The 18,209-nt window shown below is 44.0% G+C and carries 22 protein-coding genes; 13 read left to right on the top strand and 9 right to left on the bottom strand.

Translation table 11 applies throughout. The features are described from left to right. The first annotated feature begins 6 nt into the window (after positions 1–6). Entirely contained in the window at positions 7–1,230 is a 1,224-nt protein-coding gene (locus F6J94_RS02745; protein WP_293036636.1) for a DUF3095 domain-containing protein, read from the top strand. A 179-nt stretch (positions 1,231–1,409) separates the two neighbouring features. On the opposite strand, the gene F6J94_RS02740 is transcribed toward F6J94_RS02745, so the two are convergent. The 3 genes from F6J94_RS02740 to F6J94_RS02730 all read right to left on the bottom strand — a co-directional run bounded on the left by F6J94_RS02740 (position 1,410) and on the right by F6J94_RS02730 (position 2,988). Continuing rightward, positions 1,410–1,649 (bottom strand): hypothetical protein, encoded by a 240-nt coding sequence (locus tag F6J94_RS02740; protein WP_293036634.1) that lies wholly within the window; start codon positions 1,647–1,649, stop codon positions 1,410–1,412. A gap of 126 nt (positions 1,650–1,775) precedes the next feature. After that, a complete protein-coding gene (locus tag F6J94_RS02735) occupies positions 1,776–2,411 on the bottom strand; it encodes a helix-turn-helix domain-containing protein (protein ID WP_293036632.1) in 636 nt (211 codons plus the stop codon). Continuing rightward, complete coding sequence (locus tag F6J94_RS02730) at positions 2,368–2,988, bottom strand: IS607 family transposase (protein WP_293036630.1); 621 nt, start codon at positions 2,986–2,988, stop codon at positions 2,368–2,370. The genes F6J94_RS02735 and F6J94_RS02730 overlap by 44 nt, the downstream gene beginning before the upstream one ends. Positions 2,989–3,180: 192 nt before the next feature. On the opposite strand from F6J94_RS02730, the gene F6J94_RS02725 reads away from it, so the two are divergent. Continuing rightward, entirely contained in the window at positions 3,181–5,451 is a 2,271-nt protein-coding gene (locus F6J94_RS02725) for a zinc metalloprotease HtpX (protein WP_293036628.1), read from the top strand. A gap of 5 nt (positions 5,452–5,456) precedes the next feature. Here F6J94_RS02725 and F6J94_RS02720 read toward each other — a convergent pair whose 3' ends face one another. Further along, on the bottom strand, positions 5,457–5,612 hold the full coding sequence (locus F6J94_RS02720) for a hypothetical protein (RefSeq protein WP_293036626.1): 156 nt from the start codon (positions 5,610–5,612) through the stop codon (positions 5,457–5,459). A gap of 16 nt (positions 5,613–5,628) precedes the next feature. Here F6J94_RS02720 and F6J94_RS02715 point away from each other — a divergent pair, with 16 nt between their 5' ends. From F6J94_RS02715 to F6J94_RS02700, 4 genes are all read left to right on the top strand, one after another. Further along, on the top strand, positions 5,629–6,108 hold the full coding sequence (locus F6J94_RS02715) for a cupin domain-containing protein (protein WP_293019553.1): 480 nt from the start codon (positions 5,629–5,631) through the stop codon (positions 6,106–6,108). A gap of 28 nt (positions 6,109–6,136) precedes the next feature. Beyond that, positions 6,137–6,292, top strand: coding sequence for a hypothetical protein (locus F6J94_RS02710; RefSeq protein WP_293036624.1), 156 nt, complete (start codon positions 6,137–6,139; stop codon positions 6,290–6,292). A gap of 231 nt (positions 6,293–6,523) precedes the next feature. After that, the gene (locus tag F6J94_RS02705; RefSeq protein ID WP_293036622.1) at positions 6,524–6,706 is read left to right on the top strand and encodes a hypothetical protein; all 183 of its coding nucleotides are present in this window, start codon (positions 6,524–6,526) and stop codon (positions 6,704–6,706) included. A gap of 78 nt (positions 6,707–6,784) precedes the next feature. Continuing rightward, positions 6,785–6,979 carry a hypothetical protein gene (locus F6J94_RS02700; protein ID WP_070395662.1) on the top strand — a complete coding sequence of 65 codons (195 nt, stop codon included), beginning with the start codon at positions 6,785–6,787 and terminating at the stop codon, positions 6,977–6,979. Positions 6,980–7,079: 100 nt separating this feature from the next. On the opposite strand, the gene F6J94_RS02695 is transcribed toward F6J94_RS02700, so the two are convergent. Next, positions 7,080–7,259: a hypothetical protein gene (locus tag F6J94_RS02695; RefSeq protein WP_293018635.1), complete on the bottom strand. Its 180-nt coding sequence runs from the start codon at positions 7,257–7,259 to the stop codon at positions 7,080–7,082. A gap of 180 nt (positions 7,260–7,439) precedes the next feature. Between F6J94_RS02695 and F6J94_RS02690 the strand changes: the two genes are divergently transcribed. The 5 genes from F6J94_RS02690 to F6J94_RS02670 all read left to right on the top strand — a co-directional run bounded on the left by F6J94_RS02690 (position 7,440) and on the right by F6J94_RS02670 (position 12,676). After that, positions 7,440–8,198: a phosphoadenylyl-sulfate reductase gene (locus F6J94_RS02690; protein ID WP_293036661.1), complete on the top strand. Its 759-nt coding sequence runs from the start codon at positions 7,440–7,442 to the stop codon at positions 8,196–8,198. A gap of 151 nt (positions 8,199–8,349) precedes the next feature. Beyond that, positions 8,350–8,568: a hypothetical protein gene (locus F6J94_RS02685; RefSeq protein WP_293036620.1), complete on the top strand. Its 219-nt coding sequence runs from the start codon at positions 8,350–8,352 to the stop codon at positions 8,566–8,568. Next, positions 8,546–8,704, top strand: coding sequence for a hypothetical protein (locus tag F6J94_RS02680; protein ID WP_293036618.1), 159 nt, complete (start codon positions 8,546–8,548; stop codon positions 8,702–8,704). Before F6J94_RS02685 ends, F6J94_RS02680 begins: the two co-directional genes overlap by 23 nt. 85 nt (positions 8,705–8,789) lie before the next feature. Further along, the gene (locus F6J94_RS02675; RefSeq protein WP_293036616.1) at positions 8,790–11,111 is read left to right on the top strand and encodes a HEAT repeat domain-containing protein; all 2,322 of its coding nucleotides are present in this window, start codon (positions 8,790–8,792) and stop codon (positions 11,109–11,111) included. A gap of 56 nt (positions 11,112–11,167) precedes the next feature. Next, the gene (locus F6J94_RS02670) at positions 11,168–12,676 is read left to right on the top strand and encodes a HEAT repeat domain-containing protein (protein ID WP_293036614.1); all 1,509 of its coding nucleotides are present in this window, start codon (positions 11,168–11,170) and stop codon (positions 12,674–12,676) included. Here F6J94_RS02670 and F6J94_RS02665 read toward each other — a convergent pair. Together F6J94_RS02665 and F6J94_RS02660 are read right to left on the bottom strand one after the other, a co-directional pair. Further along, the gene (locus F6J94_RS02665; RefSeq protein ID WP_293036612.1) at positions 12,648–12,947 is read right to left on the bottom strand and encodes a hypothetical protein; all 300 of its coding nucleotides are present in this window, start codon (positions 12,945–12,947) and stop codon (positions 12,648–12,650) included. The two genes, F6J94_RS02670 and F6J94_RS02665, sit on opposite strands and share 29 nt — an antisense overlap. A gap of 292 nt (positions 12,948–13,239) precedes the next feature. Continuing rightward, a complete protein-coding gene (locus tag F6J94_RS02660; RefSeq protein WP_075904330.1) occupies positions 13,240–14,223 on the bottom strand; it encodes an Rpn family recombination-promoting nuclease/putative transposase in 984 nt (327 codons plus the stop codon). Between the two features lie 474 nt (positions 14,224–14,697). On the opposite strand from F6J94_RS02660, the gene F6J94_RS02655 reads away from it, so the two are divergent. Then, the gene (locus tag F6J94_RS02655; protein WP_293036609.1) at positions 14,698–14,973 is read left to right on the top strand and encodes a hypothetical protein; all 276 of its coding nucleotides are present in this window, start codon (positions 14,698–14,700) and stop codon (positions 14,971–14,973) included. Next, positions 14,970–15,338, top strand: coding sequence for a clan AA aspartic protease (locus F6J94_RS02650; RefSeq protein ID WP_293036607.1), 369 nt, complete (start codon positions 14,970–14,972; stop codon positions 15,336–15,338). The genes F6J94_RS02655 and F6J94_RS02650 overlap by 4 nt, the downstream gene beginning before the upstream one ends. A gap of 176 nt (positions 15,339–15,514) precedes the next feature. Here the strand turns inward: F6J94_RS02650 and F6J94_RS02645 are convergent, their stop codons facing one another. Together F6J94_RS02645 and F6J94_RS02640 are read right to left on the bottom strand one after the other, a co-directional pair. Beyond that, positions 15,515–16,105: a DUF2808 domain-containing protein gene (locus F6J94_RS02645; protein WP_293036605.1), complete on the bottom strand. Its 591-nt coding sequence runs from the start codon at positions 16,103–16,105 to the stop codon at positions 15,515–15,517. Between the two features lie 265 nt (positions 16,106–16,370). Next, the gene (locus tag F6J94_RS02640) at positions 16,371–18,143 is read right to left on the bottom strand and encodes a serine/threonine-protein kinase (protein WP_293036603.1); all 1,773 of its coding nucleotides are present in this window, start codon (positions 18,141–18,143) and stop codon (positions 16,371–16,373) included. Between the last annotated feature and the right edge of the window lie 66 nt (positions 18,144–18,209).

The raw sequence follows: 18,209 nt of genomic DNA, 5'->3' as shown, positions 1-18,209 counted from the left end.
TAAACCATGACTACAGAATTTTTTTATGCTAATTTACTCCTTTTAGAAAACTTTATCGATATTACTGACTCTCGGAATTTTAAATCAGTTCCCAGGGATTGGTATGTGGTGATTAGCGATATTATTGGTTCGACTCAAGCTATCGAATCAGGACGCTACAAAGAGGTTAACCTATTAGGAGCCTGCTCCATTGTCGCTGTTTTAAATATAGCAGGTAATTTAGACATTCCTTTTGTGTTTGGGGGAGATGGAGCAACTCTGTTGATTCCTCCTTCTCTGTTTGCCCCTGCTCGGGAAGCGTTGTTAGCCACTAGTCAGCTAGCCAGGGAAGAATTTGGGATGGAATTGCGGGTGGGTGCAGTACCTATGTCTGATGTCAGAGTAAATGATTATGATGTTAAATTAGCGAAGCTCAAGGTATCTGAAAATTATTATCAGGCTATATTTACTGGAGATGGTTTGAGTTATGCTACTGAATTGATTAAACATCCAAATACGAGTAACCTCTACCTTTACCAAAACCCTACTGATAATGCTAAAGCTGATTTTTCTAATTTAGAGTGTCGCTGGCAAGACATTCCAAGTAAATATGGTGAAACGATCAGCTTGATTGTTAAAGCAACGTCTAATCAAGGAGATTTAGCTAATTTAACTTATCGAAAAATTATTGAAAAAATTGACACTATATATGGAAGTGAAGAGCTTTTAAATCCAGTTGCTAAAAACTATTTAAATCTAGGGTTTAGTTATCATAAATTAAGTGCTGAAACTCGGCTGTGCGCCCAGTCGAGTAAGCTAAGCCATAGGATGCTCTATTTTTTAAAAATCTGGTTTGAGAATTTCTTGGGCTGGTTGTTGATGAGGTTGAAAGTGAAATTTCCAGATGGAGACTGGGGAGCCTATAAACGAAATGCGATCGCAGCAACAGATTACAGAAAGTTTGATGATATGTTACGCATGGTGATTGCTGGCAATGAAGCACAACGAAAACAATTAACAGACTATTTAGAAAAGAATTATAAACAAGGTAAATTAGTGTATGGTCTGCATATTTCAGACCGAGCACTGATGACCTGTCTGGTATTTGAGCGCCATGGACGCCAAGTACATTTTGTGGATGGTGCAGACGGAGGCTACGCCGTAGCGGCGAAAGATATGAAGGATAGACTTAAGGAGAATGCTACTGATAGCAAATCCGCTTTTAGAACACCCGTTAATCCAGATGACTAGCCATCAATACAAGTTAGGATAAATCAGATAAATCAGACTAGCATAAGGCAATAGCTATAGCGCTGCGCTAGTTACCTACTCCCTACTCCCTACTCCCTACTCCCTGTTCCCTGTTCCCTGTTCCCTGTTCCCTTTGCTATAGGCTGACAGCCAACAGCCGTCAGCTGTCAGCTGTCAGCCTATAGCAAAGATACATACACGACGCTCTTCCGTTCTAAGACTTGAGAAAACTGATAAAATGCCCAAGTCATCATTGCTCTAGCTGTCTTGTTTTTTAGCTTTCGTTTCTTTTTGACAACCATCTGTGATGTCTCAAACGTAGGAAGAACGATTAGATCGTAATTCTTTGCCAAAAAAGAAGCTACTTGCTTGTGCAGTTCAGTTCTCAGATTTTTAATCTTAGTCCTAAGTCTTTCCATCGCTACTTTTAATTTGTAGCGTCGATGCTTAAGAAGATGTCCCTTTGATTTATCGTGTTCACTTTTCAGCTTATCTAAATGTGAACAAAGTTTAGCTATCCTCTGAAAGTCATTATTACCAAATTCTCAGAAATCACTTCCATCAAACCCAGTCATAAAAGTCCTAACTCCAGGATCTAGAGCCATTATTTTTTTCGTACAAATAGGTTCAATATTAAATTCAACTGGAAAATGGGCAAACCACCTTCCTTTGTTGTAAGTGAGTTCCGTGGAGCCATCGGTTAATATACAGTGATTATGTCCTTTGAAGTCAGGTCTAGGTAAATGTTTGGTAGTGGAGACCATCCACCTTCCGGCTTTATAAGCGGTAGGATCGAATTGGATCGTTTGTCTCTGATTTCGCACACTACGAAACTTAGCTAACTTTAAACCAGCTTGTGGATTTGGTTGACGCTTTTTCCCTTTACCAATAAACTTTGGTTGTCGTGGGGTTTCTTTCCAGGCTGTATAAGCTTCCATTGAAGCGTTGTCTAGAATTTTAGAGACATTCAAGTCTTTACACCAATTAGGAATAAGCCCAGATTGTTTTAGCCAAGTCCTAAAACCATGTTTTCCTCCTTTTTTGCCTACTTTTGTGTACCCCTGATTACTGTTTAGTTGTTCGATCGATATATTATAAACCTTACGAACGGCTGAGACCCATTTTTTCCATATATTCTCAAGTTCCTTGCTTGGGTAAACGCGGTAAGTCGTTGTCTTCAATGATTTTCTTTTTGTATTTCCTGAGTCCGTAAAGTCTACAACTGAAGACGTGGATGACTGCAAGAACATCTTCAACCATTTCTTGTTCTGGGCTGAGGTTCTTTTCGTCGAGAACCAATATTTTAGTTTGGAATTTAGAGCACAACCATGAGATAAGATCGAACCCAAAACGACAAAGCCTATCTTTGTGGGCAACGACAATATACTTGCAAGTACCGTTGAGAACTCTGTCCAGTAAGGATTGAAGACCTTTTCGTTTGAAATTAAGTCCACTTCCGACGTCTTTGATAATTTCCGCTTTTGGGTAACGAGACTTAAGAAACTGTACTTGTTGCTCAAGATCGTTTTTTTGAGAGCGGCTTGAAACTCTGGCATACAAGATAGTGGCTCTGTCACCTCTATCTGTTTTCTTGGTTGGAATAGAGACGACTGAATCCAGGTCATATCGTCTTTGTCCTCCTGGGGTCTTGATTCCTTGGATCTTTCCTTCTTCAAGCCATCTTTCAAGTGTTCTGGTACTAACCCCGAGTCTAATTGAGGCAACTCTGGGTGGAACGTAGTTAACTGATTCATCCATTGATGTCTTGATTAGCTATGTCTATAACTTAAGGCAACATGTCAGTAAATGTCAAGGATGTCGGGAAAAAGTCAAACTAGGATCGTGCTCCTCCTCAACACCCGTGAATTCATTACATCGAACTGAGGCGAGATCAAATCCTTAGCCCAAGGGTATCTTAGAGGAAGATAGGGACAAACTACTAGAAACCTCATGGCATCTATTCCTAATCCAACTCTGGCAGCTGGTCTAGAAGCTCTGAAACAGGGCAATTACCAGGATGCGATCGCACACTTAGAAGGTGTCTGTGAGATGGAGTTGGATGACTCCATTGTGACGGAAGCCTCTCAATCCCTAGTGCAGGCTTATCCTAAGCATGGTCAGCCAGAAAAAGCGTACGCACTTTGCCAACACCTGAGGGAACACCCTGACCCCCAGATACAGGAATGGGCAGCGAAAACTGAGGCTGAGTTAATTACCAAGTATCCTGTTGCTGCTAAATCCCCTGCTAATGCCACAGGGTTTACCCCCCTAGAGGATCAGGGGTCTAGCCCACTGAAACTGAGCCGTAAACCAAACCAGACTGCTTCATCTTCTTCCCTATTACCAGTTCCCTACTCTCCCCCTGATATTCCCACCCTCTACACTCCTCGTCCTCGATGGCGCAACTGTGGACGAGCACAGCATTGGCATCCCCTGAAATCTCCCAAGATGAAACGGTTGTGGTTAGTAGCAATTGTCGTTGCGATCGCATTTTTCTGGCTACTGCGCTCAAGCGTCGAATTCGCCATGGAAACCATCAATTCCATCTTGGTAGAGTTACCGTGGTTCCAACCCTTCCAATTGTTATACCGTGACCCAACTCTAGCCCTAGGAATTACCATAGCAATCCTATTTATCCTATCGCCCTGGTTAATGGATGGATTGCTAAAACAGTTTCATGGTCTTGAACCCTTATCCCTAACTCAACTAGCTTCCCGCCATCCAGAATCCGCTAAAGTCATCCAAAAGGTTTGCCGCAAACGACGTCTGCCCTTACCGAGCTTAAAAGTCTTACCCACAGACGCCACCGTAGCCCTGACCTATGGTAACTTACCTCGCACTGCTCGCATTGTAGTTAGTCAGGGATTATTAGACCAGCTCAAAGATGATGAAATTGCCAACATCTACGCCGGTCAGCTAGGACATATTATCAATCGGGATTTTATGTTGATGTCCCTAGGGGTACTAATTATTCAAATCCCTTACACCATCTATTGGCAAATCCCTCAGTGGGCTCAGAAGCTAAAGGAATTACTGCTCGTTAAATTACCTGGTGCTAGGGGATGGTTAAGCGCAATTCTTTTAGGAATTACCGGTACTGTTGCTTCCCTCAGTTACAGCATTTACTGGGTATTGAGCTTACCGTTGCTATGGTTATCTAGAGCTAGAGTTTACTATAGCGATCGCATCGCCATCTCAACCACAGGTAATCCCAATGGCTTGACCCGCGCCTTACTAAAAATTGCCCTAGGGATAAGCGAAGACATCCAAATTTCCGGCCAAACCAGTGGGCTATTAGAAAGCTTTGATGTCTTACTCCCCGTCGGTTATCAGCAAGCCATGGTTATCGGTAGTTTTTCCCCCACTACCCCCTTTGAAGACATCTTAAAATGGGACTGTACTAATCCCTACCGCTACTGGTTAATCATCAACTCTGCCCATCCCCTACTGGGAGAACGGTTACATTTACCTAAGCGCTATGCCCACTTTCTCAAGCTTCATGCCGAACTAGATTTACCAGCTTTAATTCCTGCCAGTCGCAATCGAGCTGAATTTTTCTCTAAACTCAGCAACAGTTACAAAGCCTTACCCCTGCTACAAAGTACCCTAATTTTTGGAGTAATAATGGGGGCAGCCCTAAGAGGGATACTTTGGATAATTGGTAAACTGTCTGACCTCTTCGACATTTGGCAGTTAATTTGGCTACATAATGCCAATTCCTTTATCGATGCTTGTATCTTAATTGCCTTTAGTATCAGTGTCTTTCTCTGGATTAATAATTACTTTCCCGACCTCAAACCTACTAATATCGGTACTGACCCCGACTTAGGAGATTATTTCGCTACTAACGCTACTCTACCTCCCGATAGTCGTCCTGTTCTCTTAAGCGGAAAACTATTAGGACGTTCGGGATTACGCAATTGGCTCGGACAAGATTTAATATTACAAACCTCAACAGGTTTAGTCAGACTAAATTACTGTTCCTATCTCGGACCACTAGGTAATATCCTACCTCAACCCACCCGTGTTAGTAATTTAGTTAACCAGACCGTGATTGTCACTGGTTGGTTTCGCCGGGGTGTTAATCCCTGGATTGATATTGAAACCATCAGTATCGAAGAAGATAAAGTAATTCGCAGCTACTATCCCATTTGGATTACCATCCTCGCCACAGTAGCAGCCCTATCCGGCGCTTATCTGATTTTCCAAGTGGGAGCATGAAATTATTACGAGGGAATCGGGAATCGGGAATCGGGAATCGGGAATCGGGAATCGGGAATCGGGAATCGGGAATCGGGAATCGGGAAGTTGAGATCAGCTCCCTGTTCCCTGTTCCCTGTTCCCTGTTCCCTTTTTAGTTCAATTCTATATTCACAACCCAAATCCAAACACTATAGTATGAAAAAACTGTTTCTGATTTTACCATTAGCTATTTTAACTTTTGGATGTATAGTTGTTAACAGCAAAGAAACCTCCTCACCCAATAGTTACACTCAATCTGTTGCCAGTGAAGTGTTAGGTAGTGGTTATCCGACTCAAGAAAAAAAGGAAATTATTGAACTTATTCGCCATACCATCAAACCCAGAACAAAACTGCCTCATCATACTCATACCGGCATGCAAATTGCACTAGTAGAGGCTGGCACGTTAACGTTTACTGTTGTGAAAGGAGAGGCTAAAGTAAGGAAAGCTAATGGCACAGAATTAATTATGCAAGCAGGGCAGACTACACAACTAACGGTTGGAGATTCTCTAGTTGAATCTAGCGGAATGGTTCATTATGGTGAAAACAAAACAAACAAACCAGTTATTCTTCTGTCCGCTTCTCTATTTGATGTTGACCAACCAAAAACTATTTTACTCGATCCAGAAAAATGAAGAATAAAGTGTAAGCGGTCAGCTGTCAGTGGTCAGCGGTCAGCCGTTGGCCTTGCTCGGAAGCTCCCGACTCCCGACTCCCGACTCCCGACTCCCGACTCCCGACTCCCGACTCCCGACTCCCGAAAAAAATATTAAGAAATGTTGCGTTATCTGTAAATATTCGTTACATTTATTTACATAACTGATTACCAGAGGACCACTACGTCCTTAAGACCTTGAGCTCACAGCCAGGGATAAAGGCACACTGTAAGCGTATTGGCCCTAGGTTTTCTCCTCCCAACACAGCAAGTATCACCAGCCCCTGTCAATGGCTGGTTTTTTTATATAGACTTCTTGCAGAAGTCGGGAACAGGGAACAGGGAACAGGGAACAGTGGATAAGAATTGACGCAAACACTATCAGAAAACTACTTTTGCAAGAGGTCTTATCTAGAAATTCTCCATTGAGTCTCTATTCCCGGCTCCCGACTCCCGATTCCCGACTCCCGATTCCCGATTCCCGATTCCCTCCAAAATTTGTTACAAAAGTTTTTAAATTATGTTATAATATTGGTTTTTTATGTTATCATAAAATTGCCCCAGACGTTAAACGTTAAACGGGAAGAGCCAGCCTGAAGATATTCCAGGCTGAAGGCTGGCTCTAGAACCCCTTATAACAGGAGATACATTAGATTATGTCCTATGCTGAACGCCTACATCCATGGGTGGTGGTGCGCCTATTGCCCAAGATGCAACGAGTAATTGTTGCTCGGTTCCGTAAACGATCCGATGCAGAGGGTCATATGCAGGCTCTGAAACGGCTAATGCCCGATGCTCAATTTGTGATTATCTTTGATATCGGAGAGCCGATCACTGAAGAAGATTCTTAAGATTATAGGGAGTCGGGAATCCGGAGTCGGGAGTAGGGAGTAGGGAGTAGGGAATCGGGAGTCGGGAGTCGGGAATCGGGATTAGGGGTAAGAAAATTGACTATACCTCATCAGTATGATCGAGCCTATACCAATTCTGGAAATTACTACTACACATTAATTTCATCTCCCCTCTCCCCACACTCCCCACACTTCCCACACTTCCCACACTTCCCACACTTCCCACACTCCCCACACTCTTGCCTCTTGCCTCTTGCCTCTCCCGAAAGAGATTATTCACGAATAAACTACCATAGCAATATATCCAGAGTACAAACAAGACACTACCACCATGCCGCGACTGAATCTGATCGCTTCTGATCAAGCTTCTGGAAATCAACAGGCTGCACCTATCGAAAGCCGTGATCACTTCGATGGGAATGGGAAAACAAAGCAGCCTCAATCTCAGCAGTCAGACCCCATGACCGGGGTAACATCAAACCAAATTGAGCTGGATTTGGAAGCAGTGAATCAGCAACTTGCTGAGGCTAGCCCTACCAAAATCGTAGAATGGGCAGCTGAAACTTTTGGTGATGGCTTAGTGATGAGTAGCAGCTTTGGGATCCAGTCAGCGGTCATGCTGCACTTGGTCACTACTGTGGTGCCAGATATACCAGTAATTTGGGTAGATACGGGCTACCTACCGGTGAAAACCTATCGATTTGCCCAGGAGTTGATCGAACGGCTCAACTTGAATGTAAAAGTGTACCAGTCTGCCATGAGTCCAGCACGGATGGAAGCGTTGTATGACAGACTCTGGGAAAAGAATGATGTAGAATCCCTCAACCGCTACGACCAAATCCGCAAGGTGGAACCGATGCAGCGGGCTTTGCGGGAACTGAACGCAACGGGATGGTTAGCAGGATTGCGCAAGCAACAGACTGACCACCGCAAGACGATGGGCTGGGTTAACAAGCAGGGAGATCAGCACAAGATTTTGCCAATTCTTAACTGGCACTCTAGGGATATATATCAGTATCTCACCGCTCATGACTTACCCTATCATCCCATGTTTGATGAGGGTTATACAACCGTCGGTGATTGGCATTCCAGCCGACCTTTATCCTTTGATGATCAGGATGAACGGGATACCCGTTTTCATGGCCTTAAGCAAGAGTGTGGTATACACTTGCCTGAAACTCCTGGTGAAGCGGCAAGTCTTGATTCTAGTTCGCTTTAATTTTAATAGGGAGTAGGGAGTAGGGAGTAGGGAGTAGGGAATTAGAATGCGATTGACCTTTGGTCACGCTACGCGATCGCTTACTATTCCGATAATGCTCCTAGAAATAATGCTGTAGAACTGGCATCTTGCCAGTTTGCTACTATCACAGATGCGATTGACCTTTGGTCACGCTACGCGAACGCATTCTATTCCGATAATGCCTCTACAACTAATCGGTAGAACTGGCATCTTGCCAGTTTGCTGGGGGCATCAGGCGTGGAACTGGCATCTTGCCAGTTTGCTACAGTCTAGAAATAATGCGATTGACCTTTGGTCACGCTACGCGAACGCATTCTATTCCGATAATGCCTCTACAACTAATCGGTAGAACTGGCATCTTGCCAGTTTGCTACTATCACAGATGCGATCGCATACTAGTTTATAGTGCCTCTACAATCATGCGATCGCTTACTATTCCGATAGTGCCTCTACAATCATGCGATCGCATACTAGTTCAATCGTGATAACCTTGGCCAAAAGGCCACGCTACGCGAACAACCAACTAACCTTCAACCTTCAACTTTCAACTTTCAACCTTCAACCTTCAACATGGTCAATTGGGATCCCTATCTAGAATCAATCCATAACACCTACGCCCAATGGTGGCAAGTTTATACCCTCACTGATGTCGAAGGCCGCAAACGCAAGCAGCAGCAACAGACCCCGATGCTGTTCAACTTTGACCTGATGGTGCAAACCATGAAGGAAGAAACTGAGCGCTTGCCTGTTCTAGAAGGATTGCGGAAGTATGCTACTGACCATGTCTTACTGGTGGGACGTCCCGGTTCCGGCAAATCCACTGCTTTAGTGCAATTGCTGGCAGATGAAGGGATACAAGGGAGAATTCCGGTGCTGGTGGAACTGCGATATTACCAGACATCGGTGCTGGAGTTAGTGCGGAATTTTCTGAAACGCCATGGTGTATGGCTCGACTCCACCGAGGAGATCGAAAGACTACTGTTTAAAGGGCAATTCTGGTTACTGATCGATGGCGTGAACGAGCTACCCTCAGAAGCAGCACGCCTAGATTTGACTCAGTTTCGGCAGGATTACCAGAAGACTACTCCCATGATTTTCACCACCAGGGATTTAGGAGTTGGTGGTGACTTGGGGATTCAGAAGAAGTTGGAAATGCAACCCTTGAGTGCAGACCAAATGTCGGAGTTTGTCCGCAAGTATTTGCCTGAAAAGGGAGAGCAAATGCTTGAGCAGTTGGGCGATCGCTTACGGGAGTTTGGGCAAACTCCCCTACTATTGATGATGCTATGTTCCCTGTTTCAAAATAAGGGAGAGATACCGTCAAATCTGGGTTTAGTGTTTCGCTCATTTACCCAGTTCTATTCTGATAACATCAAGCAAGATGTTAAGGTTTCCAAGCAATCAAGAGTATTTTGGCCAGACCTGCTGCAACAGTTAGGATTTGTAATGACAACAGGGGATAACCCCAAGCAGATAAGTGTTGGTATTCCTAAGACAAAAGCCGAGGAAATTTTAACTGATTATCTACTGAACAAAGATTTTATTGATCCTGATATTCGCGCCAAGACTTGGCTTGATGACTTACTAAACCATCACTTGATTCAACAATCAGGAGAGTTGATTGAGTTTCGACACCAACTGCTCCAAGAATACTATACAGCAGAATATTTATTGAAGCAATTACCACGTATTACGGATCAGCAGTTGCAACAGACCTATCTCAATTATTGGAAATGGACAGAACCTCTGGTCATGATGCTGCAATTGGTAGACAATCAAGCCCAAGCCCAGCGGGTGGTAAGGTTAGGGTTAGATTTTGATTGGCAACTGGGAGCCAGGTTAGCAGGAGCAGTAAAACCGGAATTTCAGCAAGATACTGTCGGGTTGGTCGCTCGGTTAAACGTTCCGAAATCTCTTAAGGTTCAGCTGTTGGGAATAACTCAATCAGAAAAAGCAATACCTGAGCTAATTAAATCCCTAGATAATAAGAATTTATATGTGCGGATAAGTGCGGCAGAAGCTCTAGGGGAAATAGGGACAGAAGCAACGATTGACCCGTTAATTAAATTCCTCGATGATCCCGACCCATCTGTGCGGATAAGTGCAGCATCTGCTCTAGGTAAAATAGGGACAGAAACCAGGATTGAACCATTAATTAAATCCCTGGATGATCCCGACTATTCTGTGCGGAGGATGGCGGTATCTGCTCTGGGGGAAATCGGGACAGAAGTGGCGATTGACCGGTTAATTAAATCCCTGGATGATCCCGACTATTCTGTGCGGAAGATGGCGGTATCTGCTCTGGGGGAAATCGGGACAGAAGCCACGATTGACCGGTTAATTAAATCCCTGGATGATCCCGACTCATCTGTGCGTGAAAGGGCGGCAGAAGCTCTGGGCAAAATTGGGACAGAAGTGGCGATTGAGCCGTTAATTAAATCCCTGGATGATCCCGACTCATCTGTGCGTGGAAGAGCGGCAGAATCTCTCGGGGAAATTGGGACAGAAATGACGATTGAGCCGTTAATTAAATCCCTGGATGATCCCGACTCATCTGTGCGTGGAAGAGCGGCAGAATCTCTCGGGGAAATTGGGACAGAAATGACGATTGAGCCGTTAATTAAATTGCTAGATGATGATAACTATTTTGTGCAGATAAATGCGGCAGATTCTCTCGGTAAAATTAAGGCAGAAGTAGCGATTGATCCATTAATTAAATCCCTGAATAATCCCGAATCATCTGTGCGGATAAGTGCGGCAGATGCTCTTGGAAAAATTGGTAACAAAGTAGCGATTAATCCGTTAAAAAAATGCCTGGGTGATCCCGAATCATCTGTGCGTGAAAGTGCAGAATATGCTCTAAAAAAAATCGGGCAGAGAAGCCAGGATTGACTAGTTAAGTAAATGCCTGGATGATCAGAAACTAGATGTGCGTGGAAGGGGGGCAGATGCTCTGGGTAAAATTGGGACAGAAGGCGATTAACCGATTAATTAGATGCCTGGATGATCCCGACCGATCTGTGCGGATAAGTGCAGCAAAAGCTCTGGGCAAAATTGGGACAGAAGTGGCGATAGACCCGTTAATTAAATTGCTGGATGATCCCGATCCATCTGTGGGTACAAGTGCGGCAGATGCTCTGGGTAAAATTGGGATAGAAATGGGTATTGAACTGTTAATAAAATGCCTGGATAATGATAACTCATATCTACGTGTAATGGCGGCAGAAGCTTTGGGTGAAATTGGTACAGATGCTACTATTCCTAAACTGATTAATCTACTGAAAAACGAAGAGTTTGCAGCAACTCTTGCAGCAACTAATGATCAAGATACTTTTCAGAAAACCATTAAAGCCCTTGAAGCCAGTCAAAAGCGCTACCAATTTTACAAGGTAATCGATAATCCCACAGCTACTCCCAAACCCGATCCTCCCAAATTTATTACCAATCAAACCATATACATCCTCCACCTCTCGGACCTCCACATCACCACCCCTGACCAAGCTCAGAATTGGTCAAACCAACTCGCCCAAGACCTCAAGAAAGACCTTGAAATCCCTAAGCTTGATGCTCTTATCCTCTCCGGTGATATAGCCAATTATTCCACTCCAGAAGAATACAAAGCTGCACAACAGTTTCTCCACAACTTCCGCCAAGACTTCCCCCTAGACCCCAAGCAAATTGTTCTAGTTCCCGGTAACCATGACCTCAATTGGACACTATCAGAGGATGCTTATGATTTACGCGATCGCACAAAAGACCATGATAAACTCCAAGACGGTGACTACATCAAAGTCACTGATCAGGTGATTCGAGTCCGAGACGAAACCAAATACCAACAACGCTTTGCCCACTTCAGTCAATTCTATCAAGCCATCAAAGGTCAACCCTATCCCCTCGACTATCACCAGCAAGCCATTATCGACTATTTTCCAGACCAAAACGTGCTGATCCTAGGACTAAACTCCGCTTGGCAACTCGATCACCACTTCAAAGCCCGTGCTAGCATCCACCCAGGTGCTCTGAGCAAGGCCATAACCGAGATTCGTCGTAATAAAGACTACCGCAACTGCCTGAAAATAGCGGTTTGGCACCATCCCCTCAATAGTGCTGGAAGCGATAGGATTATCGACCAAGGATTCATCGAACAACTAGCCGTTGCTGAATTCCGCTTCTTTCTCCACGGACACATCCACAAAGCTGAAACCAGTCTTTTCCGTTACGACCTCAGTCCAGGTGGGCGCAAACTCAATGGAATTTGTGCTGGCACCTTTGGGGCACCCACCCTTGAACTAAGAACTGGTTATCCCTGGCAATATAATCTACTGAAAATTAACGGTAATCAGCTCACTGTCCGCACTCGCCGCCGGGAAGAAGCTAATGGTGCTTGGAAACCTGATTCACGGTGGACTCAGGGTCCGGGAGAAGGTGCTAAAGATCATTATTCCATTGAGTTGTAGGGAGTCGGGAGTGATGTTGTGCCAATAGCTGCTCAAATTCCTCAAGGGAGTTACTCTTAAGAGAGTGATCAATCAACTGTTTCAACACAGAGATATCTTCTATGGCATTAATCTCTGCCACCAATTCTGGTGATACGGATTCAAAGTGATTTTGTAAAATTTTAACTACTGTCTGTCGCCAAATTTGCCGACATTGTTGAAGTCCTTGTTGAAATCCTTTTTCAAAACCCCTCTTCATTGCCCTTTCTTCGACTCGACTAATTAAAGGCATCTGTCTTTCCTCCTGATAACGTTCAAGTGGCTGCAAGTGATTAATTCCATGGTGGGCAGTGGTTATCAAAACCCGCCCAGCTAATTTTATCTTTTTGATGCACTGCCCACCCTACATCAACTTCTCAACTATTCCGGTCAAGCCATGATCTAGTCAATACAGTGGCTGCAAGTGATTAATTCCATGGTGGGCAGTGCTTAGCAACACCCGCCCAGGTAATTTTATCTGTTTGATGCACTGCCCACCCTACATCAACTTGGTGGAACGGGCATCTTGCCCGTCTCCTTACTCTTCAATTGTCCTGACTAACCTGATGTTGTGCCAAGAGCTGCTCAAATTCCTCAAGGGATTTACTCTTAAGAGAGTGATCAATCAACTGTTTCAACACAGAGATATCTTCTATTGAATTAATCGCTGCCACCAATTCTGGTGATACCGATTCAAACCGATTTTGTAAAATTTTAACCACTGTCTCTTGAAAACCTTGTTGAAGTCCTTCTTGAAGTCCTTGTTCCAGACCCCTCTTCATTGCCCTTTCTTCCACTCGACTAATCAAAGGCATCTGTCTTTCCTCCTGATAACGTTCAAGTTCTTGATTCAGCTCCAGTTCTAACTCTTCCGGTAAAGCCATCATTTGGTCAATACACTGGAACAGTTTCACTATATCGTTTTTACTATAACCTCGTTCAAAAAGTCTCCGAATCAGGTACCACTTCCATCGCTTGCGCTCCATCGGTTGTTTATGGGTAGCTTTGGTTTTCAAATGAGCCATTACCACTACTGCAAAGGGATTAGTACTCGATTCCAACACCTGCCACATTGACTGATAGTTCAGTAATTTAACAATCGGAAATTCTAGACTCAGGCGACAACCTCCCAAGCCATATTCATAGGACGATGGAGACCAAGACGCATTCTCATCCCCCAATACCGCTAAGCTAATCACAGGTTTCTCGTACAGGTCAAATGCCCTGTAATGATATTGGTACATTCGCTTAGCAAAGGTTGATTCTTTTTGGCTTTGTACCTCTACATGAATCAACACCCAAGTTTCATTTCCACTACAGAGCCAGACCTGGAATAATTTATCAGCGATTCTTTTTCCTGACTCAGCAGCACCAACTATTTGCTGTAATTCTGTATCAAGGGCTTGGGGGGTCTGATTCCAATCAATCAGAGTGTGAACTTGGGGAAAACAAAACTGCAAAAATGAATCGAAATAGGCTTGTAATGCTTCTTTCCAAGGATTGTCATAGTCAGCTATTGGTTCGCTCATTTCTATTTTTTACTTCTAGACTAATCCTAAAAACCATCTCATCAAAAAGAGATCACTGCTCTCGTTGCTGTCATGGTATTCAGTGTAGTAAATTGTATAGTAAAATAGCGGATTATGGGTAGATTAATACTAAAATTACTGAAAGCAATTTCTAGGATTTATAAAATAAGTAAACTACACAAGTTTTTAATTTTAGTAAATAGCTATGCAGCCAGTAAAAAGGGGAGCCAGTTGCTGATATGACTCCCCATCTTCTAAAGTTTCCTGTGTTTCATTATACCGATCAGGTGACTGGGATCAGAAATGCGATCGCGTAGCGTGGCCTACGGCCAATCGCTTTTCCATACTGTCGTTCTTTCTGATCAGACTTCAGCTTTCGAGTTCCCTAAGTTATAGATTTACCACTGTGAGATGCACCCATTAAGTTCAGGCTATAATCATAGTCTGCGTTAATCTTGAACAGAGGTCAAAACAATGGTAGTTCGGCAACCTCGCTATAGCAAAGAAGAATTTGCTAGGCGTGGAGATTACATCTATCAGACTAAAGTACGCCCTTTGGTTGAAGCAGGCAATAATGGCAGAATCCTAGCCATTGACATTGAAACTGGGGACTTTGAGCTGGCTGATGATATTCTCAGTGCTACAAATGGTTTGTTTGAGCGACTCCCAAATGCCCAGCCTTGGATTGTTCGGATTGGGCATCGAGCTGTTCACCGTTTCGGCGCACGGAGCCTCAAACAACATGTATGATGTACGGTGTGGTAAATACAAACTGTGAGGCAACGATTCGGCTAGTCGTTGGTAATGAAAATGCCCAAAGGCGAGTGATTGACGCTGTTATTGATACTGGTTATACAGGTTTCTTAAGCTTGCCCCGCGAAACCATCATTGCCCTAAATTTACCTTGGACTGGAGTTGAGCGAGGAACTTTGGGTGATGGTAGCGAAGCTACCTTTGAGGTATATGCGGCAACTGTAATCTGGGATGGTGAATACCAAAGCATTCCTGTCAATGAAACTGAAACTGATCCGTTGGTCGGAATGAGCTTACTTTACGGCTACGACTTGCGGATTCAAGCTGTGGAAGGTGGCACTGTCATAATCGAAGCATTATAATCATTACTGTCGTTCTTTCTGATCAGGCTTCAGCTCCAGTTTTAACTATTCCGATTAAGCTATTATTTGCTCAATTGGCTGCAAGTAATTAATCCAATGGTGGGCAGTGGTTACCAACAGCTAAAACCCAGCTGCTCGGTGTCATCCACTGCCCACCCTACATCGACACTTATCCCTTAGTCTCCAAACTCATCAAAAAACAACCTACGGCTACCTAGGAATAAACCAGGGCTATTGTCTCCAGTGGAAAAAGCAGTGACTCCAAATAAATAAGAACCACTAAACTCAGGATTTTCCTTAGCTCTAACCGAAACTGTAATGGTTTCACCAGGAGTAACCGGTGGATCAAACACAACAGTTACTTGATCCGAGTTAGACGATTCACTTCCCCCAATATTAGCCAAAGTCAGGGATGAGCCACCAGCAAAAGAATCGCCCACAAATGCACGACTCTTTCTCGGATCAAAATTGACTTTCTCGATATTAGTTTTATTCTGGGTAATCGTTACAGCTTGCAAAGACTCTCCAGCATCTTCCGGTAATCTGAGGGTGAATTGGTACGTTGCTGGCACCCTTACTCTAGTAAAGCTCGTAGCTGCCCTAACTAAACGCGGAGCACGATTAAACACAGTCTTACCATTACCGATTTCAATCGTCTTAGCAGGTAAGCCATAAAGAGTAGTTGGTAGCAATATACCCAATAAAAAAGCACCAGAGCCTATAAGACGAGCCTTAGTTAATTCCCAACGTGCTATAGTGTTAGTCATCTGAATCACCTCTAATCAAGAAAGCGTCCGAAAGAAATTGACTATTTAACAAAAAATTGTTAATTAACCAATACCCTTCAAGGATAACTACTCTACCGGACTTAATCTTAAGTATCAGACTCTTCCGTTAAAATTACGTGATATCTACCTTAGAAAACCATAATAAAACCGAATATAGCTTTGCTCATACCTATTAGATACACAGAATTTTTTACCACTTCCAACTTCCCTACTCCCCACTCCCTACTCCCTAATCCCTATTCCCTTAACGCCAGCCAAACCAACGCATTACTGGCACTAGCAGGTAATAACTCACCCCTAGCCAAAATCCTTGTAATATAGCCAAAATAGCAAAAAAAGTCATCGGGTGATAGAAATCCAGTTTACCGGTTCTAGAAAAGGAAAAGATATTAACCACAAATCCTGCTGGCAATAGATCAGATGACACTAGACCCCCAAATACGCCACCAGTTCCTGCTGCCACCACTAAGGCATGAACAAGATTATGACTGGGTAGCCCTAATCCTAGTACCAGGAGCATTACTGTAACCGCAGTAATCCATGGCAGCAACCCCTGGTCAGGTACATAAGACAGCAATAATAGCGTAGGTACCGTTGCCTGCCACATCAACCATCCCAGGCTATAACCAAAAATACCCATTATCCCTGCCACTAAAAAACGCCGCTGCTGACCAAAGCCTCTTGCAGCCGTCAACCCCCAAGCTGTACCTAAGCCAGCCGCCGCAAACAATAGCATTTCTTGCCACATTGTTATTTGTAGCGAAGGCAAGATCATAGACAGTTCCCCAGAGAGCCAATTTGTCACTTTCTCCCCAAGACTTGTCCAATTCAATACCATAAACCCAACCGTTGCACAAAAAACTCCCCCAAAAGCTCCGAGGAACATCTCCCAGGCACTATCGAGACAGGCTAGTGCGATGGTGATCACTACTGCTAAGAGGGAATCTTTTACGGATGTGATCGAATGAGTCAACCCTGTCACAGATTGTGTTAATTTAGGGCTAGATAACCCCAGAGCAGCTACCTGATTTCCTTGAAACGAAGAAACTGGTGCTGAGGAAAATACTGGTGCTGGGGTAGGTTGGTAGCTAGGGCTAGGAGTCATACCTAGACGCAGATGAATCTCAATCGTAGTTGTTGGTCGTTGTTGGGGTACTACGCTGAGCATTTCATCCAGCAAGTCCGCCAAGTCATGACTTACCACTGCCTGCTCTCGCCATCGAAATTCACCAGTTACTGGGTCTTGTAAATCCTTCAACTCAATACCCGTCAGTAAATGAATCATGGTTCGGCTGAGGGCATAGAAATCAGCAGGCGGTCCAATTGCTCTACCAGCTATCTGTTCCGGTGGAGAGTAACCTGGAGTAATCAACCGAGTCGAATCGTTCTGAGAAGACTCAGAACCCACACTCAATTGTTTAGCTCCCCCAAAATCAATCGCCACTAGCTCTCCCGTGGTTTCCCGCAGCATTAAGTTTGAGGGTTTGATGTCACGGTGAATCACTCCACAACTGTGCAAGACCTGTAAAATTTCTGCTGCCTGGTAGAGCCAGTCCCGCACTAATATCTCTGGACATCCCTGAGGATGATCCCTGAGCATTTGCTCCAAGGTTGAACCGTTGATTTTTTCCATCACCAAACAGTGCAGGTCTGGCTGTGGCTCAAGACCTAGATCAACGACAAAATAGCTATCTTGGTCAACTTTGGGAATGCCTGGATGATCCAGACGTTGCAAAACATCTGCCTCTTGCTGAAATAGCTGCAATACCTTCGGTTTAGTATCTAGCAATACCTTCAGCACCTTTTCTGTATTCGACCGCAAATCCCAAACGGTGTATATGTTGGCAAATCCTCCTGAACCCAAGAGCTGGAGAGGTAAGTAGCGATTCTTGAGCTTTAACTTTGCTCCACAACCATTGCAAAAGTTGTTATCCCTTGGCTGAGGGTAGGGTGCTGGGCAATTGGGATTAATGCAATGAATTGATTCAGCAACAAATAGATGCACAATACAGCTCAAGAGACATTGTGATTTGATTTTATCGAACTGAGGAATTTTCTGATTAGTTATGAGTGGTTTTTGAAT

Origin of the sequence: Moorena sp. SIO1F2 (assembly GCF_010672755.1) — a bacterium.
GTDB lineage: Bacteria > Cyanobacteriota > Cyanobacteriia > Cyanobacteriales > Coleofasciculaceae > Moorena.
The sequence above is the reverse complement of the archived record's forward strand: the minus strand, read 5'-3'. Positions and strand labels throughout refer to the sequence as shown.

What these genes read in the sequence shown, in the direction of transcription:
- F6J94_RS02745 (WP_293036636.1), top strand. Translation starts at nt 7, where the DNA reads ATGACTACAGAATTTTTTTATGCTAATTTACTCCTTTTAGAAAACTTT.
- F6J94_RS02740 (WP_293036634.1), bottom strand. Translation starts at nt 1,649, where the DNA reads ATGGAAAGACTTAGGACTAAGATTAAAAATCTGAGAACTGAACTGCAC.
- F6J94_RS02730 (WP_293036630.1), bottom strand. Translation starts at nt 2,988, where the DNA reads ATGGATGAATCAGTTAACTACGTTCCACCCAGAGTTGCCTCAATTAGA.
- F6J94_RS02725 (WP_293036628.1), top strand. Translation starts at nt 3,181, where the DNA reads ATGGCATCTATTCCTAATCCAACTCTGGCAGCTGGTCTAGAAGCTCTG.
- F6J94_RS02715 (WP_293019553.1), top strand. Translation starts at nt 5,629, where the DNA reads ATGAAAAAACTGTTTCTGATTTTACCATTAGCTATTTTAACTTTTGGA.
- F6J94_RS02700 (WP_070395662.1), top strand. Translation starts at nt 6,785, where the DNA reads ATGTCCTATGCTGAACGCCTACATCCATGGGTGGTGGTGCGCCTATTG.
- F6J94_RS02690 (WP_293036661.1), top strand. Translation starts at nt 7,440, where the DNA reads ATGACCGGGGTAACATCAAACCAAATTGAGCTGGATTTGGAAGCAGTG.
- F6J94_RS02685 (WP_293036620.1), top strand. Translation starts at nt 8,350, where the DNA reads ATGCGATTGACCTTTGGTCACGCTACGCGAACGCATTCTATTCCGATA.
- F6J94_RS02680 (WP_293036618.1), top strand. Translation starts at nt 8,546, where the DNA reads ATGCCTCTACAACTAATCGGTAGAACTGGCATCTTGCCAGTTTGCTAC.
- F6J94_RS02675 (WP_293036616.1), top strand. Translation starts at nt 8,790, where the DNA reads ATGGTCAATTGGGATCCCTATCTAGAATCAATCCATAACACCTACGCC.
- F6J94_RS02670 (WP_293036614.1), top strand. Translation starts at nt 11,168, where the DNA reads ATGCTCTGGGTAAAATTGGGACAGAAGGCGATTAACCGATTAATTAGA.
- F6J94_RS02665 (WP_293036612.1), bottom strand. Translation starts at nt 12,947, where the DNA reads ATGCCTTTAATTAGTCGAGTCGAAGAAAGGGCAATGAAGAGGGGTTTT.
- F6J94_RS02660 (WP_075904330.1), bottom strand. Translation starts at nt 14,223, where the DNA reads ATGAGCGAACCAATAGCTGACTATGACAATCCTTGGAAAGAAGCATTA.
- F6J94_RS02655 (WP_293036609.1), top strand. Translation starts at nt 14,698, where the DNA reads ATGGTAGTTCGGCAACCTCGCTATAGCAAAGAAGAATTTGCTAGGCGT.
- F6J94_RS02650 (WP_293036607.1), top strand. Translation starts at nt 14,970, where the DNA reads ATGATGTACGGTGTGGTAAATACAAACTGTGAGGCAACGATTCGGCTA.
- F6J94_RS02645 (WP_293036605.1), bottom strand. Translation starts at nt 16,105, where the DNA reads ATGACTAACACTATAGCACGTTGGGAATTAACTAAGGCTCGTCTTATA.